This is a genomic window from Pantoea sp. E956-1, assembly GCF_982223955.1.
Genome location: NZ_CEUYZP010000001.1, coordinates 1,117,535 through 1,137,456 on the forward strand (window position 1 = coordinate 1,117,535; position 19,922 = coordinate 1,137,456).

Sequence of the window (19,922 nt, forward strand, 5' to 3'; positions counted from 1 at the left end):
GACCTTTCAGTCACTACACAACATGGACCTGCAGGTTCTGCTGCACCAGCACATCGCCCAGGGTGTTATCACTGGTCAGCGCCGAGTTGTGGTAGATCTCAAACACTCTGCCCTCAACGGTACGCTCGCCGGTCACTTCCCAGATTCCGCCGTTGCTGTTAGCCAGTGTCACCTGGCTGCCATCTGCGCCTTTGATCAGCAAATCGTCACTCTGTTTATCCGTGATATTGAGTGCTTCATTGAGATCGAGCTTCACGGAGTTGGTGCCGGTTTTACCCAAATCGAGCACCTCAATGTGTTCGACCTTCAGGCCCAGCGCGGTGAGATCCAGACTGAGATACTCCCCGTTCAGCACCAGGGTATCGGTGCCTGCGCCGCCATCAATATGGGTAAAGTCAAGGTCACTGACCGTCACGATATCCGCCCCGCTGCTGCCGGTCACTGTAGCCCCCTCAATGGTGCTGCCATCGGCCAGCGTAATCACGACGCCGCCGATGGTGTAACCCGCCTCCTCTGCCGGTGCCGCTGCAATTGCGGCGTCATTTGCCGCCGCGTTTTCACTGCTGCCGACTGGCGTCACGGTATCCGCTTCAGTAATCAGCGTGGACGCCACCGCCACATGGGCACTGCTCTCGTCGCTGCTGGTGCTGCTGTTATGCTGCGTCTCCGCGCTGGCGACAGTGGCGCTGTCATCCGCCACCGAGAACAGCGCAACCGATTCGTTTGCCGCCAGCGTGACCGGCAGCAGCGAACCCAGTAACAGGGTATTGGTGGTGGAATAGCTGTTACCGGCCGCGTCGGTAATCGAGACTTTCGCCCGCGTTCCCAGCGACAGCAGCAGGCCACCCACCGACAGCAGTGAAGGCGAGAAGTTAACCGCGTAACGCCCCAGCGCATCGGTCGTGGTGTTCAGCGTCGGGCCGTTGTTGCCGTTGGAGAGCAGCAGCGTAACGCTCACTTTCGAGCCCTGTGCGGCATTCAGCGATCCCCCCTGCACCACCAGACCCGCCAGTAAGGAACCGACGATGCTCAGCACCGGATCGACTCCGACCAGCGGCTGATTGTGCGACAGCGCGGTAAAGCTGCTGGTACTGGTTGCGGTGTTGCCGCCAATGTCCGCCACCGTGACGGTCAGTGGATGGCTGCCATCAGCGATCCCTTTCAGCGTCGCTGACGGCACGCTGATGCTCCAGGCGCCATTCGCACCAATGGTGGTGGTAAAGATATTGCCCGCCACGTTCACCGTCACCGTGCCGCCCGCCGCGTTGGTGCTGGTCCCTCTGATGGTTTCAGCACTATTGGCTTCCGCAATGTTGAGGTAGCCATCGCCGCCAAAGAAGCTGTTGACGCTGAGCGTCGGCGTGGTGTGACTGACCACACCCAGCGACGCCGAGGTGTTGCCAATGCTGCCCGCACCGTTGGTAACGCTGGCGGTGACGGTCTGCAGGCCGTCAGTAATGGCAGCAAGGTTAGCCGCCGGCACAGAGAGGCTCCAGTTGCCGTTGCTGCTTACCGTCGTGCTGTAAGTCTGACCACCCAGCGTGACGCGCACGACCGATCCCTCGGCGTTGCTGGCGGTACCGCTGATAGTCTGCGCCGTTTTGACATCTGCCGCACTCAGCGCACTGTCACCAAACAGCGAGGTAATGGCGACCACCGGCGTCGACTGACTGATGACGCTCAGCGTTCCGCTGCTGTTTGCCACGTTTCCATAGGCATCGGTGCCGGTGACCGTGACGGTTTTACTGCCGTCAGTGATAGCAACAAGATCCGCTTTCGGGACGGTAATACTCCAGTTGCCGCCGCTGACCACTTTGGTGGTGTAGGTCAGGCCATTCAGCGTGGCGCTGACGGTTGAACCGGCTGAGAGGCTGGACGTCCCGCTCAGGGTCTGGTTAGAGGCCAGATCCGCGGCGCTCAGCACGCCATCGCCAAACACCGTATTCACCGACAGCGTCGGCTGGAACAGTCCCAGTGACACGCCCGCGCTGGTGCTGCTGACGTTACCGACCGGATCGGTAACGGCCGCGCTGACGGTGAAGTTACCGTTCAGCAGCGTTGACAAAATCGCTGGCGAGACGGCGGTTGAGAAACTGCCATCCGCGTTGACCTGCGCGTTGACGGTGGTGTTGCCAATCGCCAGCCTGACGCTGCTGCCCGCAGCCAGCCCGGAGACGGTACCACTGATGGTCTGAGTGACCAGTGACTCCGCCAGGTTCAGCACGCCGTCGCCAAACAGCGGATTGAGGGTGACTTTCGGCAGGTTGTGAATACCGACCAGTGCCCCGGCCGTGATGCTGCTGGTGTTACCCGCGCTGTCGGTGACGCTGATGCCCACGGTCAGATTGCCATCTGCAATCCCCTGCAACAGCGCTGGCGTCAGCGAGACGTTAAAGTTGCCATTGGCATCGGTCGCCGTCACCAACTGCTGTGAACCTACCGACACCACCACGCGCGATCCCGCTTCCGCGCCGCCAATCACCCCACCGATCACCTGGGTGACCAGCGCATCCGCCACGTTCAGCAGACCGTCGCCAAACAGCGGATTCACGGTGATGGTCGGCAGCAGCGTATCGACCCGGATACCGGCGCTGGTGCTGGCGGTATTGCCCGCCGCATCCGTTACCGACGCGTCCACCGTCAGGTTGCCCTGCGCCAGCGTGCCCAGAATATCTGGTGTCACCGTGGCACTGAACGCCCCGCCCGCACCCACGGTGGCGGTCACCTGGCTGTTGCCAACCGAGAGCGTCACCACACTGCCCTGCGCAACGTTGTTCACCACCCCGCTGATCACCTGTCCGGTGGCGATATCGGCCAGGTTCAGCACCCCATCACCAAACAGTGAGGTCAGCGAGATAGATGGCGTCTGAGTAAAGATGCCGATGGATGCGCTGCTGGAGGCGACGTTACCCGCCACGTCTCTGACGCTGACGCCCAGCGTCAGATTGCCATCCAGCAGAGAGGTCAGATCGCTGCCCGGCAGGCTAACGCTCCACACTCCACCCGCCTGCACCGTCGTGCTGTAACTCTTGCTGCCAAAGGTGACCGTTACCTGGGAACCCACTGCCGCATTTTCTATCACGCCACTGACCAGCTGTCCGGCAGCGGCTTCCGCAATGTTCAGCAGGTTATCACCGCCAAACAGCCCGGTGAGCGCACCAACCACCGGCACCGCATCGACAATCGCCGTGACGGTTTCACCGACGGTGCGGGTGTTGCCCGCGGCATCGGTCAGGGTGACGTCAAGCGCAAGATTGCCATCGCTTAACAGGCCCAGCACCGAAGGCGGCACCACGATGGCCCATTTACCCTCCTGGCCCACTGACGCAGAGAGCGTTGTGCCGCCCAGCACCACCGATACCGTGGCACCCACACCCGCCGAGGTCGCAACCCCGGAAATGGTCTGTGCCACCGTGGTATCCAGTGCGCTGAGCGTGCCGTCGCCGAACACCGAATCGACCACCAGCGTCAGCGCACTGTTGACCACTTTGTTGACCGTCAGCGTGGCGTCGGTCTGGTTCCCGGCTACATCATTGACCCGCACGCCAAACACCAGCGCGCCTTCAGTGAGGCTCGCCAGGACATCCGGCGCGAGATCGATGCTCCAGCGTCCGTCAGCACCCACCGTCGCGGTGGCGATCGGCGCGGCATCGCCCAGATAGAGACCGATGGTCTGGCCTTCGGCTCCCTGCGCGTTGCCGGTCAGCACCTGGCTTAGCACCAGGTCAGCGGCGTTGATCACGTTGTCGCCGAGGAACGCGTCGACCTGGACCAGCGGCGCGGCGGTATCCACCGTCACCGTCTGGGTAGTCGTCGTCACGTTACCGGCCACATCCGCCAGTTGCGCGGAGATCACCGGCGAGCTGCCATCGGGAAGCGCCTGCATCGCGCTGGCAGGAACGGTTGTGGACCAGGTGCCGTTGCTCTGTACCACGGCGTTGTAGGTCTGATTATTGAAGGTCACCACCACCGTGCGGCCTGCTTCGCTGAGATCGGCGGTGCCGCTGATGCTCTGGCTGGTGGCACTTTCATTGCCATTGATCTGGTTATCACCGGTAAACGGATTGAGAGTCAGTGCCGGTGGCGTAAGGTCGATCAGCACGTTACCGCTGGTGGTTACAGGGCTAGTGCCGCCGGTAGCATCCACCGTGATGGCGACGCTGCCGTCCGCATTGCCAAAGGCGCTGACCGGCAATGCCGCCGTTGACCAGTTGCCCGCCCCATCCAGCGTAGTCGCGTACTCCTGATCACCGATCGACACCGTCACTACCCCACCCGCACCGAGGTTAGCGGAAGTGCCACTCACTACCACACCACCCGCTACATCCTGGGTGCTGATAATGTTGTCGCCCGAGACTGTGCCCAGCGTGACCCGCGGCCCTGGCGGTGGCGTCAGATCCACGGTCAGCGCGACCGGTACGGTTGCGATATTGCCAGCCAGATCGGTCACTGTCAGCGTCAGCGTTGTTGATGGTGTAAAGGTGGCCATCTGTTCTGGCGTCAGCGTCACACTCCAGTTGCCGTTACCGTCAACCACGGCTGTGCCGAGGGTCGTGTTATTCAGCGAGACCGTAACCACGTCGCCCGTCTCTGCGCCAGTCGCGGCGCCGCTGAGACTCTGCGGCTGAATGCTCTCGGCGTAGTTCAGCGCATTGTCACCGGTAAAGGCTGTGAAGCTAAGCACCGGTGGTGTGGTGTCGAACACCAGCGAGCTATTAATGGTGGTGCTGTTGCCCGCCGCATCGGTTGCCGTCACGGTAACCGGATAGGTGGCATCCGGCAGCTGTGAAAGCTCCACCGTTGTCAGTGGCACCGTCCAGTTCCCATTGGCATCCACTGTCGCAGAATAGGTTGTGCCGCCAAGCGTAAGCTGCACAGTCTGATTCGCGCCCGCCTCACCGGTGGTTCCGCTCAGCGTCACGCCCGCGGTAACATCGCCGCCATTCACATAACTGCCGAGGAATTCCGGATTGACCGCAGGCTGCGGCGCGCTGAGATCCGCGGTGAACGGCAGTTGCGCCGACGCGCTGTTGCCCGCCGCATCCACGACGTTAACCGTCAGCGATTGCGCACCGTCACCCAGTGAACTCAGGGCGTTGGCAGGAATGTTAACAGTCCAGTTACCGTTGCTCGCCACGGTGCCAGAATAGAGGCTGCCGTTGACATCCACGGTAATGCTGACCGCCTGGTTCGCCCCGACACTGCCGGTGGTGCCGGTCAGGGTCACCCCTGCAGCGGCTTCACTGATGTTCAGCAGGTTGTCGCCGCCAAATGCGCCTGGGTTGAAGGTCGGCACGGGCAGCGCCACCTCTGTCACCACGCTCTGCGCCGTCGCGTCGCTGTTACCCGCGATATCGGTCGCCGTCACGGTAATGGTGTGGGTGCCGCTGGTGAAAGTGGCTAACTGCGCCGGCGACAGGGCCAGTGACCAGCTGCCATCGGTCTGAACCGTGGCTGCCAGCGGCTGACCGTTGTTAAAGCCGGAGATCAGCACCGTAACCGTCTGTCCGGCACCGGTAATGCCGGTGGTGCCACTGAGGATCTGTTCACCGGCCGCCTCTGCTGCGTTCAGCGCACCGTCTCCAAACGGCAGATTCAGCGTGACATCCGGCCGCGCGTTAACGGCGACCAGTATCGTGCCGCTGGTGCTGCCGATGTTGCCGTTCGCGTCGGTAACCGTCACGCTGACAGGCAGGTTGCCATCCGGCAGTGACTGCAATACATCAGCCGGCAGATCCAGTGACCAGCGCGAACCACCCTCAGTCAGCGTCGCAGAATAGAGGGTGCCATTAACGGTCACCGTGACCGACGCGGCGTTATTAATGTTCACCGCACCGGTCAGGGATCCGCCTGCGGCGGCCTCTTCGGCATTGATACGGCCATCAATAAAAGGCGTATCCAGCGTTGGATCAGCAATTGGCGTAATCGCAGCGACGAACGTTTTGGTCGTTTCTATGCTGTTACCGGCCCGATCGGTGGTGATCAGGGTCAGCGTGTGTTCACCGGTTCCCAGGTTGGCGATGTACTCTGGGGGCAGGCTGGCAGTCCAGTTGCCATTGGCATCGACCGTCACCGACAGTGGGATATTATCATTGCCCACCGTGACGATCAGGGTCTGGCCCGGCAAGACGGTGGAGGTGCCGGTCACCAGCTGAGCGGAGCCTGCTTCGCTGATATTAATGATGTTATCGCCGAACAATGTCGTGTCGAAGGCGGCTGAAACAGGCGCAGTCTGCAGGATCTCAACACCTGTGGTAACCTGCGCCGGATTACCGGCACCATCCACGGCGCTGACCACCACCTGTGTCAGTCCATCGGCCAGGCCTGTCAGCGCGCCCGGTGCCAGGTTCAGCGTCCAGTTGCCGCTGGCATCGGTGGTGGTGCTGAAGTTCTGCCCGCCTACAGAGATATTCACCACGCTGCCTTCCGGCAGATTGGTACTGTCACCACTCAGCGTTAACGCCCCTTCAGCATCTGCCGCACTGACCAGCGCATCGCCAAACGGCGTATTCAGGGTCAGCGCTGGCAGGGTATTAACCGCTACGTCCAGTGATGTGGTGCTATCGGTGATGGTATTGCCCGCCGCATCGGTGACCGAAACGGTGATCGCATTGGGGCCGTCAGCCAGCTGCTGCAGGTCAGTGGTCGGAATGGTAAGTGACCAGTTACCGTTTTCATCTGCCGTGGTGGTATAGCTGACGTTATTCAGCGTCACTGTTACCGGCAATGCGTCAGAGGTGCTGCCGCTGATAGTGAGATCCTGCAGCGACTCTGCCAGATTAAGGGTATCACCCGCGTCAACCGTGATATTCGTCAGCACTGGCGGTGTGGTATTGAAACTGACCTCCTGCGTGGCGCTCGCCGGATTGCCTGCAACATCAGTGGCGGTCACGGTAAAGGTTTGCGTGCTGCCCGTATCCACTGAGGTAAACGCCGTTGACGGCACATTCACCGTCCAGTTGCCGTCAGCATCGATCGTGGTGCTGTAGCCAGTGCCGTTAAACGACACCGTCACCAGCGTACCCGCTGCCAGCAGGTTGCTGCTGCCGCTGACCGCGACATCCGCTGTGGCCTCGGTGGCATTGATCACATCATCGCCCGCTACCACGTTCATGGTCAGCGTCGGCTGAGCCTGCGCGCTGGCCAGCACGACCAGGCTGGTGCTGGCGCTGGCCGGATTGCCAGACGTATCCGCTGAGACCACGACCAGCAGCTGATCGCCATCCGGCAGATTACCCAGATCGGCGGCCGGAACGGTTACCGTCCAGCGGCCATCGGCTGCCACCGTGCCGCTGTACTGAATGTTATTCAGCGTCACCGTCACCAGCTGGCCTTCCGCCAGATTGTTACTGGTGCCGCCGATGCTCAGATCCTGCAACGACTCCGCCTGGTTAAGGAAGTTATCATCACTGATGGTCCCGATGGTCAGGGTCGGCAGGTTCAGATTGTCAGCATCACGTGTCAGGGTCTGAGTGGCCGTGGCCGGGTTGCCCGCAACATCGGTCATCGAGACAGCAACGGTGTAGCTGCCGTCTGCCAGCCCCTGCACGATGCTGGCGGGCAGTGTCACCTGCCAGGTGCCATCAGAGAGCACCTGGGTGGTGTAATCGACGTTCTGGAAGCTGACGGTGACTGTCTGTCCGGCATCCGCTTCCGTCGCCGTGCCGCTGATGGCGAGCGCCTCCAGCACCTCCACCGAATTGATGATGTTGTCACCGCCGATGGGGTTGACGCTCAGCACAGGCGGCGTGAGATCGACCGTGACGGCGCGGGTCAGCGAACCACTGTTACCTGCGGCATCGCTGGCATTGACCACCAGCGTCGTGACTCCCTCGCCCAGCGACTGCACCTGATCCGCTGTTAAGGTCAGCGTCCAGTTACCCTGCGCATCCACCGTAGCGGAATAATCATTCCCGCCCAGCGTCACGCTGACGGTCTGGCCGTTGCCCGCTAACCCGGTGCTGCCGCTCAGCGTCTGACCGACCCCCTGTTCCGCCAGGTTCAGATAACCATCGCCAAACGGGGTGTCTATGCTGACGGCCAGCGACGCCGTCGCCACGGTGATTTCACGGGTTTCGGTTACCGGGTTACCCGCCGCATCGCTGACCGTCACGGTCAGAATGTACGCCCCGGCCGGAATACCGGCCAGCGAACCCGCAGGCAGCGTCAGATTCCACTCGCCGTTCTGGTCAACCGTGGTGCTCCAGGTCTGGTTGTTCAGGGTAAGGGTGACCTGCTGTCCGGCTTCGGCATTGCTATTGCCGGTGAGAACAATCGGCGCGGTGCTTTCGGCAATATTGATACTGTTATCGCCCGCAACCGTATTCAGTGTCAGGGTCGGTGGCGTCAGATCCACCGTCACGCTACCCAGGCTGCTGCCGGTGTTACCCGCCGCATCCTGGACGGTGACGGTATAGCTCAGGCGATCTTCCGGCAGGCCGACCAGCGCCGTGGCGGGCACGCTGACCAGCCAGTTGCCGTTGCCGTCGACGGTGCCATTGTAGGTTTCGCCATTCAGCAGCACGCTCACCGTCTGGCCGTCACCGGTTATGCCGGTGGTGCCGCTCAGGGTTTGTGCCGAGGTGATCTCGCTGCTGTTGAGCAGGCCATCGCCAAAGGCCGAGACGATCTGCGGTGCTGGCAGCGTCGCCAGCACGCTGAGCGCTGCCTCGCTGCTGAGGGTCGCCCCGCCGCTGTCCGTTGCGGTGACCGTCAGGGCGTAAGGCCCGTCGGCGAGCGCCGTCAGTGCCTCAGCCGGAACGATCACTGTCCAGCGGCCGCTGGCCGAGACCTGCGCGCTGTAGCTGATGTTGTTAAACAGCAACGTGACCGTGCTGCCCTCTGTCACATTCACTGAGGTGCCGGTGACGACCAGGGCCTGACCCAGCTCCTGCGCATTCAGGTAGTTGTCTTCGCTGATGGCATCCATCGCCAGGCCAGAGGCGTTGCTGTTGACGTCAAAGGTGAGATTGCTGGTGGAGGTGTTGCCCGCCACATCGCTGACCGCCACGGTAAAACTGGCGCTGCCATCATTAATCGCGGCCAGCGCACCGGCTGGCACGATCAGGCTCCATGCCCCGCTCGCCTGCACGGCGGCGCTGTAAACTGTACCTTCAAGGGTGAGTGTGATCAGCTGCCCCGCTTCAACGTTGGTGGTGGTGCCGGAGAGACGTTGATCGGTGAGGCGCTCCGCGCCATCGACCACATTGTTACCGGCAAAGGCATCCAGCGTCAGGGTCGGCAGTGTGCCTGGCTCCACTTTCAGCGCCAGGTCGCGGCTGGTGGTGGTGGCATTTCCGGCCGCATCGCTGGCGGTCACGGTCAGCGGATAGCTGCCGTTGCCCAGCCCGGTGTAAACCGTGGCGGGCAGTTCCAGCGACCAGACGCCGTTGACGTCAGCGGTGGTGCTCAGGGTGGTGCCGTTGAAGCTGGCCACAATCAGGGCGTTAGCTTCGCTGCTGCCGGTCAGCGTCAGCGGCTGCTGACTTTCAGCGGCGTTAATGATGCCATCGGATGGCGTAATGAAGTTCAGCACCGGAGGCAGTGTATCCACCACCAGGTTGCCATCCGCCTGGCTGCTGTTGCCCGCCACATCACTGACGAGCACGGTGTAGCCACTATTGCCCTGCGGCAGCGCAGACAAGACATCGGCCGGAACCGCGACCTGCCAGTTGCCTGCGGCATCGACCGTGCCGCTGTAGTTGTTACCGCCCAGCGTCACGACGACGGTCTGACCGTCGCCGGTCACGCCCGTATTACCGGTGATCGTGCCACCAGCGGCGGCTTCCTCGCCGCTCAGAATGCCATCATCAAAGGCCACGCCCGGGGTCGCCACCGGCAATGCGCTGGCTACCACCGTGAGGGTAGCGTCGCTGGTCGCCAGCGGCTGTCCGTTAGCGTCGCTGGCGGTGGCGGTGATGATCTGCGGGCCGTCTGCCGTTCCGGTAAAGGTGCCTGCCGGTAAGGTCAGGCTCCAGCTTCCATCTGCCGTCACGGTGGTGCTGACCGTGGTGCCGTTGGCCAGCACGGTGACAATGCTGCCGTCAGGCAGACCGCTGGTGCTGCCGCTGACTACGACGGCGCCCCCCAATTCCTGTGCATTGAGGTAGTTGTCGTCGCTGACAGGTGCCAGCGCGATCGACGGCAGGGTGTTGTCCACACTGAAGTCAAGCGGGCTGCTGGCGGTGTTACCCACGGCGTTGATCACGCTGACGTTCAGCGTCTGGTTGCCTTCTCCCAGCTCAGCCAGGGCGCCCGCAGGCAGAATAATGCTCCAGTTGCCGCTGGCCTCGACCACACCGCTGTATTCGAGGCCATTCAGGGAGATGATCACCTGCTGGCCCGGTTCGACATTCGTGCTGCTGCCGCGCACCGTTATCGGCTGCAGCTGCTCCGCTGCCGTGACGATGCCGTCACCGGCGAAGGTGCTGCTGTCAATGGTCAGAACAGGCTGCACGTCCGGCGCGGTTGCCACATTCAGATCAACCACCTGGCTGCTCTGATTCCCGTTAGCACTGGTTTCCGTCACCGTCACCCGATTACTGCCAGGAGGCAGTACCGCCAGCGCTTCAGGGGCGATTTGCAGCGTCCACTGGCCGTTAACGCCAACGGTGGTGCTGTAGAGCTGGTCATTGAGCTGGACCGTGACCACGTCGCCATTCTGACCACTGCCACTCACCACCAGCGGCTCTGCCACTTCTCCGACGTTCAGCGCGTTATCACCGCTGACCGGCGCGACGACCAGCGGAGGCGGCGTGGTGGCAACCGTCAGGGCACTGTCCTGGCTGCTGCTGTTACCGGCCGCGTCGGTGACGGTGACCACCACCGGATAGCTGCTGCCATTGGTCAGACCGGCAAGCGCCGCTGGCGGAACAGCCAGCGCCCAGTTTCCGTCACCATCAACGGTGCCGGTGTAGGTCACGCCATTCAGCGTCACACTGACGCGGTCGCCTTCACTGCCTGCGCCGCTGAAGCTGAACCCTGCGGCCTGCTCAGCGATATTCAGCACGCCATCACCCGCCGGATTATCAATGCTGAAGTCTGGTGCCGTGGTATCCACGGTAACCGGGAATGGCGTAGTGGCGACGTTGCCGCTGACGGTGGTGACGGTCACGTTGAGATCGTAACGGCCATCTGGCAACTGTTGCAGATTCGCAGCAGGCACGGTGGCGGTCCAGCTGCCATCGGCGGCAACCACTGCGTCATAGGTCTGGCCATTCAGCGCAAGGCTGACGCTGCTGCCCGGCGTAACGGTGCCGCTGAGGGTCAGATCGGTGGCGGCTTCGGCCGCATTGATCACACCATCGGTGGCAATCGGGTTAACGGTCAGCACCGGTATGCCGGTATCAACAGTCAGCGGCTCGCTGATGCTGGTGCTGTTACCCGCTTCATCACTCACCGTCACGGAAATCGGATTGCTGCCCTGCGCAAGTGCCTGCAGCCTGTCTGCGGGTATCGTCACGCTCCATTCACCATTCGCGTCTACAGTGGCCGGATAGCTGATACCGCCCAGGGTCACGCTGACGGCCTGGCCTGGCAGGACTGTGCCGGTCAGCGTCTGCGCCGCGCTGGCTTCATCGGTATTGAGTATGTTGTCAGTGAATGGCGTGTTGATTTGCGGATCTGCCAGCGGCGCGGTCGCCACCAGCAACGGCAGGCTGTTCTGCACATCACCCGAAGAGACGGTAACGGTGGTCGTGCCCTGCGGCAGCGTCGCCAGGTCGGCAGCCGGCACGGTCAGGGTCCACGCACCGGTTTCATCGGTCGTTGTGCTGTAGACGGTGCCGCCAGTCACCAGCGTCACGCTGATCGGGCTGTTCGCCGGCAGGTTCGCTGAACCGCCGCTGAGGATAAGATCGCTCTGCGCCTCCAGAGCATTCAGCGCATTGTCGTCACTGACTGGGGCAATCGACAGCGACGGTACAGGTGAAGTCACCACGCTGAACTGCCCTTCCGCAGGCAGCGCCGGGTTACCGGCCACATCGGTAATCGCCACGGTGAAGGTTTTATCGCCTGCGCCGCCCAGCGATCCGGCTGGCAGCGACACACTCCAGCTACCGTTCGCCTGTACTACGCCATCGTAAGACTGGCCATTGATGGTCAGTAATACCGGCTGACCCGCCGGTACGCCGGTGACGTTACCGGTGACCAGAATGTCGGTGAGCTGTTCAGCACTGTCGACCTGATTATCACCGGTCACGGGATTCATCGTCAGCGCCGGCGACGTTGCCGCCAGCACAGTGACGCTGGCCGGTACGGTGCTGCTGTTGCCATAAGCATCGCTGAGCACCACATCAACCGGATAGATCGCGTCGCCCAGCTGGCTGATAATCGCGGCGGGCACCGTAACACTCCACGCGCCATCGGTGTCCACGATGGCGGTGTAGGTCTCGCCATTGAAACTCACCGTGACGGTGTCGCCCTGAGCCCCCCCGCGTCCGTCGAGTGTGAGATCCTGCGTGTGTTCAGCGATATTGATATAACCATCACTGCCCGGCGTGGAGACTTCCAGCAGCGGCGGTGTGGTGGCGAAAATCAGTGAACTGCTGGCTGGCGTGGTATTGCCATCGGCGTCTGTCGCCACTACCGATACCGGTTGGGTACCGTTGGGCACATTTGCCAGGTCGGATGCCGGAACGGTGACACTCCAGCTGCCACCCTGCGCCACCACGGCGCTGTAGGCCACGTTATTCAGCGTGACGCGGATGGTGTCGCCTTCGTCTCCGGTTCCGCTGACGATCAGCGGCTGCTGCGCGTCGCTGACGTTGATCACGCCATCATCGCTGAGATCGTTGAGCGTCAGAGCGGGCACTGCGGTAGCCACCCGCAGTTCCGTATTCTCAGTGCTGATGTTACCGGCCGGATCGGTCACGGTGACGGTCACCGGATAGATCTGATTGGTCAGCGTGCCGAGATCGGCCACCGGGACGGATGCACTCCAGCTACTGTTTTCGTCAACAATGGCGGTGTAGGACTTGCCATTTAACTCCACCGTCACGCTGTCGCCCGGGGTGCCGGTTCCGCTGATTTGCAGCGGCACAGTCAGTTCGTTGTTGGTCAGGACGCCATCACCGCCCGGTGCGGTAACGGTCGCAACCGGAGGCTGCGTGCTGACCGTCAGGGGCTGCGTCTGCGTGGTGATGTTACCGCTGGCATCGGTCAGCGTAACCACCAGCGTATAGCTGCTGCCATCTGACAGGGCCTGCAGCGCCGCTGGCGGCAGATCCACCGTCCAGTTGCCCTGCCCATCTACGGTGGCGCTGTAAATCCCGTTGTTCAGCGAGACAGACACCACTTCGCCCGGCAACGCACCTGAACCGCTGACCGGCAGACCGGCAGCCACGTCGCTGCTGTTGAGAATGCCATCGCCGCCTGCGACCTCTGCCACAATCAGATTCGGTGGCAACGTGTCGACGCTGAAGTTGAGCGTCTCGTCCACGCGGTTGCCCGCTTCATCAATCGCGGTAATGATCAGGCTGTTAGCGCCCTGCGGCAGTAAGGCGAGGTCGGCGGCCGGCAGCGCCAGGCTCCAGTTGCCGTCTGTATTGACCGTGGTGCTGTAGGTTTTACCGTTAAGTTCCAGTTCAACCTGCTGGCCCGGCACGGCTTTGCCGGTGCTGCCGCCGATCAGCAGATCGCTGCCCGCATCAACCTGGTTGAGAAGGCCATCGCTGATCGCGCTCTGCTCCAGGCTGACCTGTGGCAATGTGGTCGCGACCACATTCAGCTGCGCTGAGTCGGTCAGCAGTGCGCCGGTGGCGTCGGTGGTGGTGACTGAAATCAGTTTTACGCCGTCGGTGATAGTGGTGAGATCGCCTGCCGGAACGGTGACGCTCCAGAAGCCATTGCTGTTCACCACCGCGCTGTAATTACTGCCGTTAAAGTTAACCTGCACCGCCTGGCCCGGGTTAACGCCCACCGCAGAGCCGCTGATGATCAGATCGCTGCTCAGCTCCTGCTGGTTCAGGAAACCATCAAGGCTGACAGGTTCACTAATGGAGACCACGCCAGGTTCGCCTGCCGCCGGGGCGACGTTAATATCGCGGGTGTCGGTGGCTGAGGCGCCTGCCGCCGTTGTGACGCTGACCGCGATGGTGCTGCTGCCCGCCGCCAGTGCGCTGAGCGCCGCAGAGGGGATCTGCGTGCTCCAGCTGCCATCCGCGTTGACCAGCGCATTGTAAGTTTGGCCGCCCAGGGTAAGGGTGACCGTCTGGCCCGGCTCCACGTTGCTGGTGCTGCCGGACAGCGTCTGGTCCAGCGCTTTTTCGCTGTTATCCAGCAGATCGTCACCGGCAAACAGGGCGATCGTCACTGTCGGCGTACCCGGTTCCGCTGGCGCTTCCACCGCAATCACCCGATCTTCGCTGACTGTTACGCCCGCCTGACTGGTGACTGTGGCCGCGATAGTCGCGTTGCCCGCCGTCAGTGCCGCCAGCGCGCTGGCCGGGACGCTCAGGCTCCAGCTGCCATCCGCGCCGACCGTGGCGCTATAGGTCTGGTCGCCCAGCGTGACGGTCACGACCTGACCCGCCTCGACATTGGTTGAGCTGCCGCTCAATAGCTGATCGCTGGTTTTCTCATCGTTGCTCAGCACGTCATCCACGGCGAACTGATCGAGCGTGATAGTGGGCTGGCCCGGCTCGGTAATCGGCGGCTCTACCGTGATCGGCAGGGTCTCGCTGACGGTGGTGCCTGCCGCATTGCTGACCGCGACCACCAGCGAGGCAGAACCTGCTGCCAGCGCACCGAGTGCATCGGCCGGAATCGCAATGTTCCAGCTGCCGTCGGCGCCAACCGTTCCGCTGTAGCTCTGGCCGCCGAGCGTCACCGTGACAATCTGGCCCGCCTCGACGTTGGTGGTGGTCCCGGAAACCGCCTGCGCGTCCAGCTTCTCATCGTTGCTCAGGATGTTGTCGTCAGCAAAGGCATTGAGGGTTAGCGTCGGGATGCCTGGCCCGGTGCCCGAGGACTCCACCAGGAAATCACGCGTTTCAGTGACCTGCGCGCCGAACTGATCTGTCACTGTCACATTCAGGGCGGCGCTACCGGCGGTCAGCGCCGCCAGCGAACTGGCAGGAATCGACACACTCCAGCGGCCATCCGCGCCGACCGTGGCGGTAAAAGTCTCTCCGTTCAGAGTGACAGTGACCTGCTGGCCTTCACCGATGTTGGTGGTGGTGCCGCTCAGCAGCTGATCACTGGCTTTCTCGCTGTTGCTGAGGATGTCATCACCGGCAAAGGCGTCGATGATTACGGTGGCTTCACCCGGCTGCGTTGCCGGAGCTTCGACAGTGACTGGCTGCGTTGCAGTGACTGTGTCGCCCGCCGCATTACTGACCGAGACGGTCAGTGTGGTGGTGCCTGCTGCCAGCGTGTTCAGCGCGCCTGACGGCACGGCGACGCTCCAGCTGCCATCACCCTGCACGCTGGCACTGTAGGTCTGACCGCCCAGGATGACCGTCACGATCTGGCCGGTTTCGATATCACTGGTGCTACCGCTGACAAGCTGATCGACCGTTTTTTCGTCGTTGCTCAGAAGGTTGTCGCCGGCGAAATCATTCAGGGTCAGAGCCGGCACGCCCGGTTCCGTTACTGGCGTCTCAACCGCAATATCGCGGATTTCGGTCGTGCTCACGCCATCGGCATTGTTGACGGTGACGCTGATGGCATTGGCTCCCGCTGGCAGATTACCCAGCGCGGCTGCCGGAACAATTACACTCCAGTTACCACTGCCATCGACGATGCCGAGGTAAGTCTGGCCTCCAAAGGTGACGGTGATCGTCTGGCCCGCGTCGATGTTGGTGGTGGAGCCGGAGAGCGTCTGGGCCGTCCCTTTTTCATCGTTGCTGAGGATGTCATCCCCGGCAAACTGACCAATGGTGACTGTGGGTTCGCCCGGCAGTGTGACAGGGGCTTCCACGGTGATGGGCAGCGTGCCGGTTACGTTATCTCCGGCCACATTGCTGACTGAAACCGTCAGCGTCGTTTCACCTGCAGCCAGGGCGCTCAGAGCCGCCGATGGCAAAGTAACGCTCCAGTTGCCCTGCGCATCAACGCTGCCGCTGTAAGTCTGGCCGCCCAGGGTGACGGTTACGAGCTGACCGGGTTCAACATTGCTGGTGCTGCCGGTGAGTGTCTGATCGGTGGCTTTCTCCACGTTACTCAACACGTTGTCCCCGGCAAAATCATCCAGCGTGACGGATGGCGGGCCCGGAACGACCGGCGTATCGATGCTGATCGCGCGATTTTCACTGGCTTCAATGCCAGCCTGGCTGGTGACGACCGCGGAAATCGCCACCGAACCGGCTGCCAGCGCATTCAGTGCCGCAGGCGAGAGCGTGAAGTTCCAGTTGCCCTGCGCATCCACTACTGCGCTGTAGGTCTGATCGCCCAGCGTGATAGTGACAAGCTGGCCCGCTTCCACATTGGTGGTGGTGCCGCTAAGAACCTGATCGCTGCTTTTCTCGGCATTGCTGAGAATGTCATCACCGGCAAACTGATCGATGGTGATAACAGGCGTACCCGGCTGAGTCAGTGGCGGCTCTACGTTTACGGTCAGGCTACCGCTGGCGGCGGTTCCTGCCTGGTCAGCAACGGTGGCAGTCACCGTGGTGGTGCCGGATGCCAGCGCGGTCAGCGCATCAGCAGGCACGGTAATGCTCCAGCTACCGTCGCCTGCCACGCTGCCGCTGTAGCTCTGGCCGCCCAGTGTAACCGTGACGATCTGCCCGGCTTCAACGTTGGTGGTGCTGCCGCTAAGAATCTGATCGCTGGTTTTTTCTGCGTTGCTCAGCACGTCGTCGCCGGTAAACGGGGCGATCGTCAGGGCTGGCACGCCAGGGGTGGTGTCAGGTGCCTGCACCTGGATACCCAGGCTGGCGGAAGCCGCCGTGCCCGCGGCGCTGGTCACACTGACCGAAATGGTGCTGCTGCCTGCAGCCAGCGCCGAGAGTGCGGCGGCCGGAATTGAGACGCTCCAGCTGCCATCCGCCCCCACAGTGGCGTTATAGCTCTGTCCGCCCACTGTCACGCTGACCTGCTGGCCCGCTTCGACATTGCTGGTGCTGCCGGAAAACGTTTGTGGCGTGGTTTTTTCGCTGTTATCCAGCAGGTTATCACCCGCAAACGGGTTCAGGCTAATGGACGGCGCAGCCGGTGTGCCGGGATCGGCGGCCGCGACAGTAAGGGGCAGGCTGCCGGTGGTCGTCGTGCCCGCCGCGTTAGTGACGCTGACGTCGATGGACGTGGTGCCTGCGGCGAGCCCCGCCAGCGCAGCAGCAGGGATCGTGACGCTCCAGCCGCCGTCAGCACCGACGGTGGCGTTGTAGGTCTGGCCGCCCAGCGTGACAGTGACAATCTGACCCGCTTCGACATTGCTGGTGGTGCCGCTCAATACCTGATCGCTGCTTTTTTCTGCGTTATCCAGGACATCATCGCCAGCGAACGCATTGAGCGTGATGGCAGGCGTCCCCGGTGTGACCGGTGTTCCGGGATCGGTGCCACCGTCATTGCCGCCATCGTTACCCCCACCGCCACCACCACCACCACCGCCGACGCCAACGGCCAGGCCGGCTAAGCCGAGCACACCCAGACCGCCCGCCGTTATCACACCCATGGAGGTGTTGGCGTTATCTGCCAGCAGCAGCGGCTCTACGCTGTCGAGTGATTCATAGGTTGGCGTAACCGACGTGGAAGCGAGTTCAGCGCCTTCTGCAGTCTGCGGGAAGAGTGCGTGTTCCGGTGGATTGACGCCATCATCGAACACCAGTTCGCTGTGCTGGCCGTCGGCGTCGTCGAGGAAGAATTTCTGATAGCGGACAGTGCTGCCGTCACGCATATGCAGCACCAGATCGTTACCCTGGCGCTCATACTGGGTCACCATGGCGCGGGTGCCGCTGATGCGCACGACGCTGGGCTCTGTGAGGTTAATGGATTGTGACGAACCGCCGACGGACTGCGAGATGAGTGTGCCGTTTTCGCGCGAGATAATGTCTACACGGGCTTGCGTGAGTTCTGCCATTTGTAACCTCTACTCCACCAGATTGGCTAATATACTGAATCCATAAACATAAAATTATTTTATGCTTACAGCATTCACACATAATTTCACCTTCTGAAGATCAGAAGATGTCTTAACCTGGTGTATGTCGAAACGGCAAAGCCAAAGCTGGTCACACGCCCCTAATCAGAGTGAAGAATGACGCTATTATTGTTAGTTTTAATTGTACAGACTCACGCAGAATGTAACGTTTCTGACAGATTAACGTTTAGCGTAGCCGTGTTAAAAAACAATTTCAATGTACAGATTTCATTATGATTCAATCTTCATTACATAAGCCATGCTTGAAGTATGGCTATCATAAAACCCGCTTTGCCTTTGTTTTTACATGTCAATTTATTGCTGACTATTTCCAAAAATGATGCGGAAAGGTTAAATAACCACCACTACCGGAACATTAGGGCGCTAAAAAAAATTTGTTCATTAAGCGATTCAGCCATCATTTATGCGTGGTCCTGATCCGGTTTTTCAGCAGCAAGTCGTTGAAAACCGCCAGTGAAATTTGAGTTAAGTCATTCTGCGAGGCGGCGGTCATGCCAGGAAAGTTCTGGAAAAAATTCGCAGTGCGACAAAAGTCGGTAAACTCCCGGTTTTGTCATTTATGCCATGTTGCTGCCCCCTTCCTTATCAGAGGCGCAACGGCCACTGACTCTCGGCCAGTGCTACACTTTTCCGCTTTACCATTGATGAATCTGACCTATGACCGCACTGGACGCTGCACAACAAAACAAACATCAGAGCCGCCTGAACTGGGGCACGCGCACCATCTTTTTGATCAATGGCTTAGGGATGTCAGCCTGGGCTCCGCTGGTGCCGTTTGCGCGCGATCGTCTGCAGCTCAGCGGCGCATCCCTGGGCGCGTTACTGCTCTGTCTGGGTATTGGTTCGCTGGCCGCGATGCCGGTGACCGGCACACTGGTGGCGCGATTTGGCTGCCGTCGGGTGATGTGCTTCTCTACCCTGTTAGTACTGATGATGATGCCGCTGCTGGCCACGGCTGATTCTCATCTGGTCATGGCGGCAGCGCTGATGCTGTTTGGCGCCGGGCTGGGCATGCTGGATGTGGCGATGAATTATCAGGCGGTTCAGGTTGAGCAGGCGGCGGATAAACCGATGATGTCCGGCTTCCATGGTTTCTTCAGTCTTGGCGGGATTCTGGGTGCGGGCACGGTCAGCCTGTTGCTGAGCCAGTCTTTTACCCCTCTGGCCGCCATACTGGTGGTGATGGCAGTGATGGTGATGCTGTTGCTGTGGCGTCTGCCAGTATTAATGAATGAACGCCTGCATCAGCCCGATCAACCCTGGCTGGTAATCCCCCGTGGCTGGGTCGCGTTTCTTGGCCTGCTCTGCTTTATCCTGTTCCTGGCGGAAGGGGCCGTGCTGGACTGGGGCGCGCTGTTGCTGCTGCAGAACCCGGATATGTCACCCGCCTGGGCCGGGCTGGGCTATGCGGTCTTTTCCATAGCTATGACGCTGGGCCGTTTTAGCGGCGATAAGATCATCCAGCGTTTTGGTCGCTACCCGGTGATGCTGACCGGCGCGCTGACCGCCGCCGCGGGCATGAGTCTGGCCGTCTGGCTGCCGTGGCCGGAGATCGCCCTGCTCGCTTTCCTGCTGGTCGGCTTTGGTTTGTCTAACACGGTGCCGATGTTGTTCAATGCTGCCGGGAATCAACAGGATATGCCTGCGAACCTGGCGATTTCTGCCATGACAACGCTGGGATATGCGGGTATTCTCTCAGGTCCGGCTTTAATCGGATTCATTTCGCAATGGATCAGCCTCAGCGGCGCATTTTTAGTGATCGCCCTGTTGCTGTTAGCGGTAGCCGCCAGTGCGCGAAAAGTTGCGCGATAATTCAGGTACC

At 61.4% G+C, this 19,922-nt stretch carries 2 protein-coding genes; one reads left to right on the forward strand and one right to left on the reverse strand.

The window, feature by feature from the left end; translation table 11 throughout:
• Window positions 1–13: 13 nt before the first annotated feature.
• On the reverse strand, window positions 14–18,019 hold the full coding sequence (locus AC0T7J_RS05475) for an Ig-like domain-containing protein (protein WP_473792697.1): 18,006 nt from the start codon (window positions 18,017–18,019) through the stop codon (window positions 14–16).
• A gap of 738 nt (window positions 18,020–18,757) precedes the next feature.
• Between AC0T7J_RS05475 and AC0T7J_RS05480 the strand changes: the two genes are divergently transcribed.
• Window positions 18,758–19,912, forward strand: coding sequence for an MFS transporter (locus AC0T7J_RS05480; protein ID WP_473792698.1), 1,155 nt, complete (start codon window positions 18,758–18,760; stop codon window positions 19,910–19,912).
• Window positions 19,913–19,922: the final 10 nt, after the last annotated feature.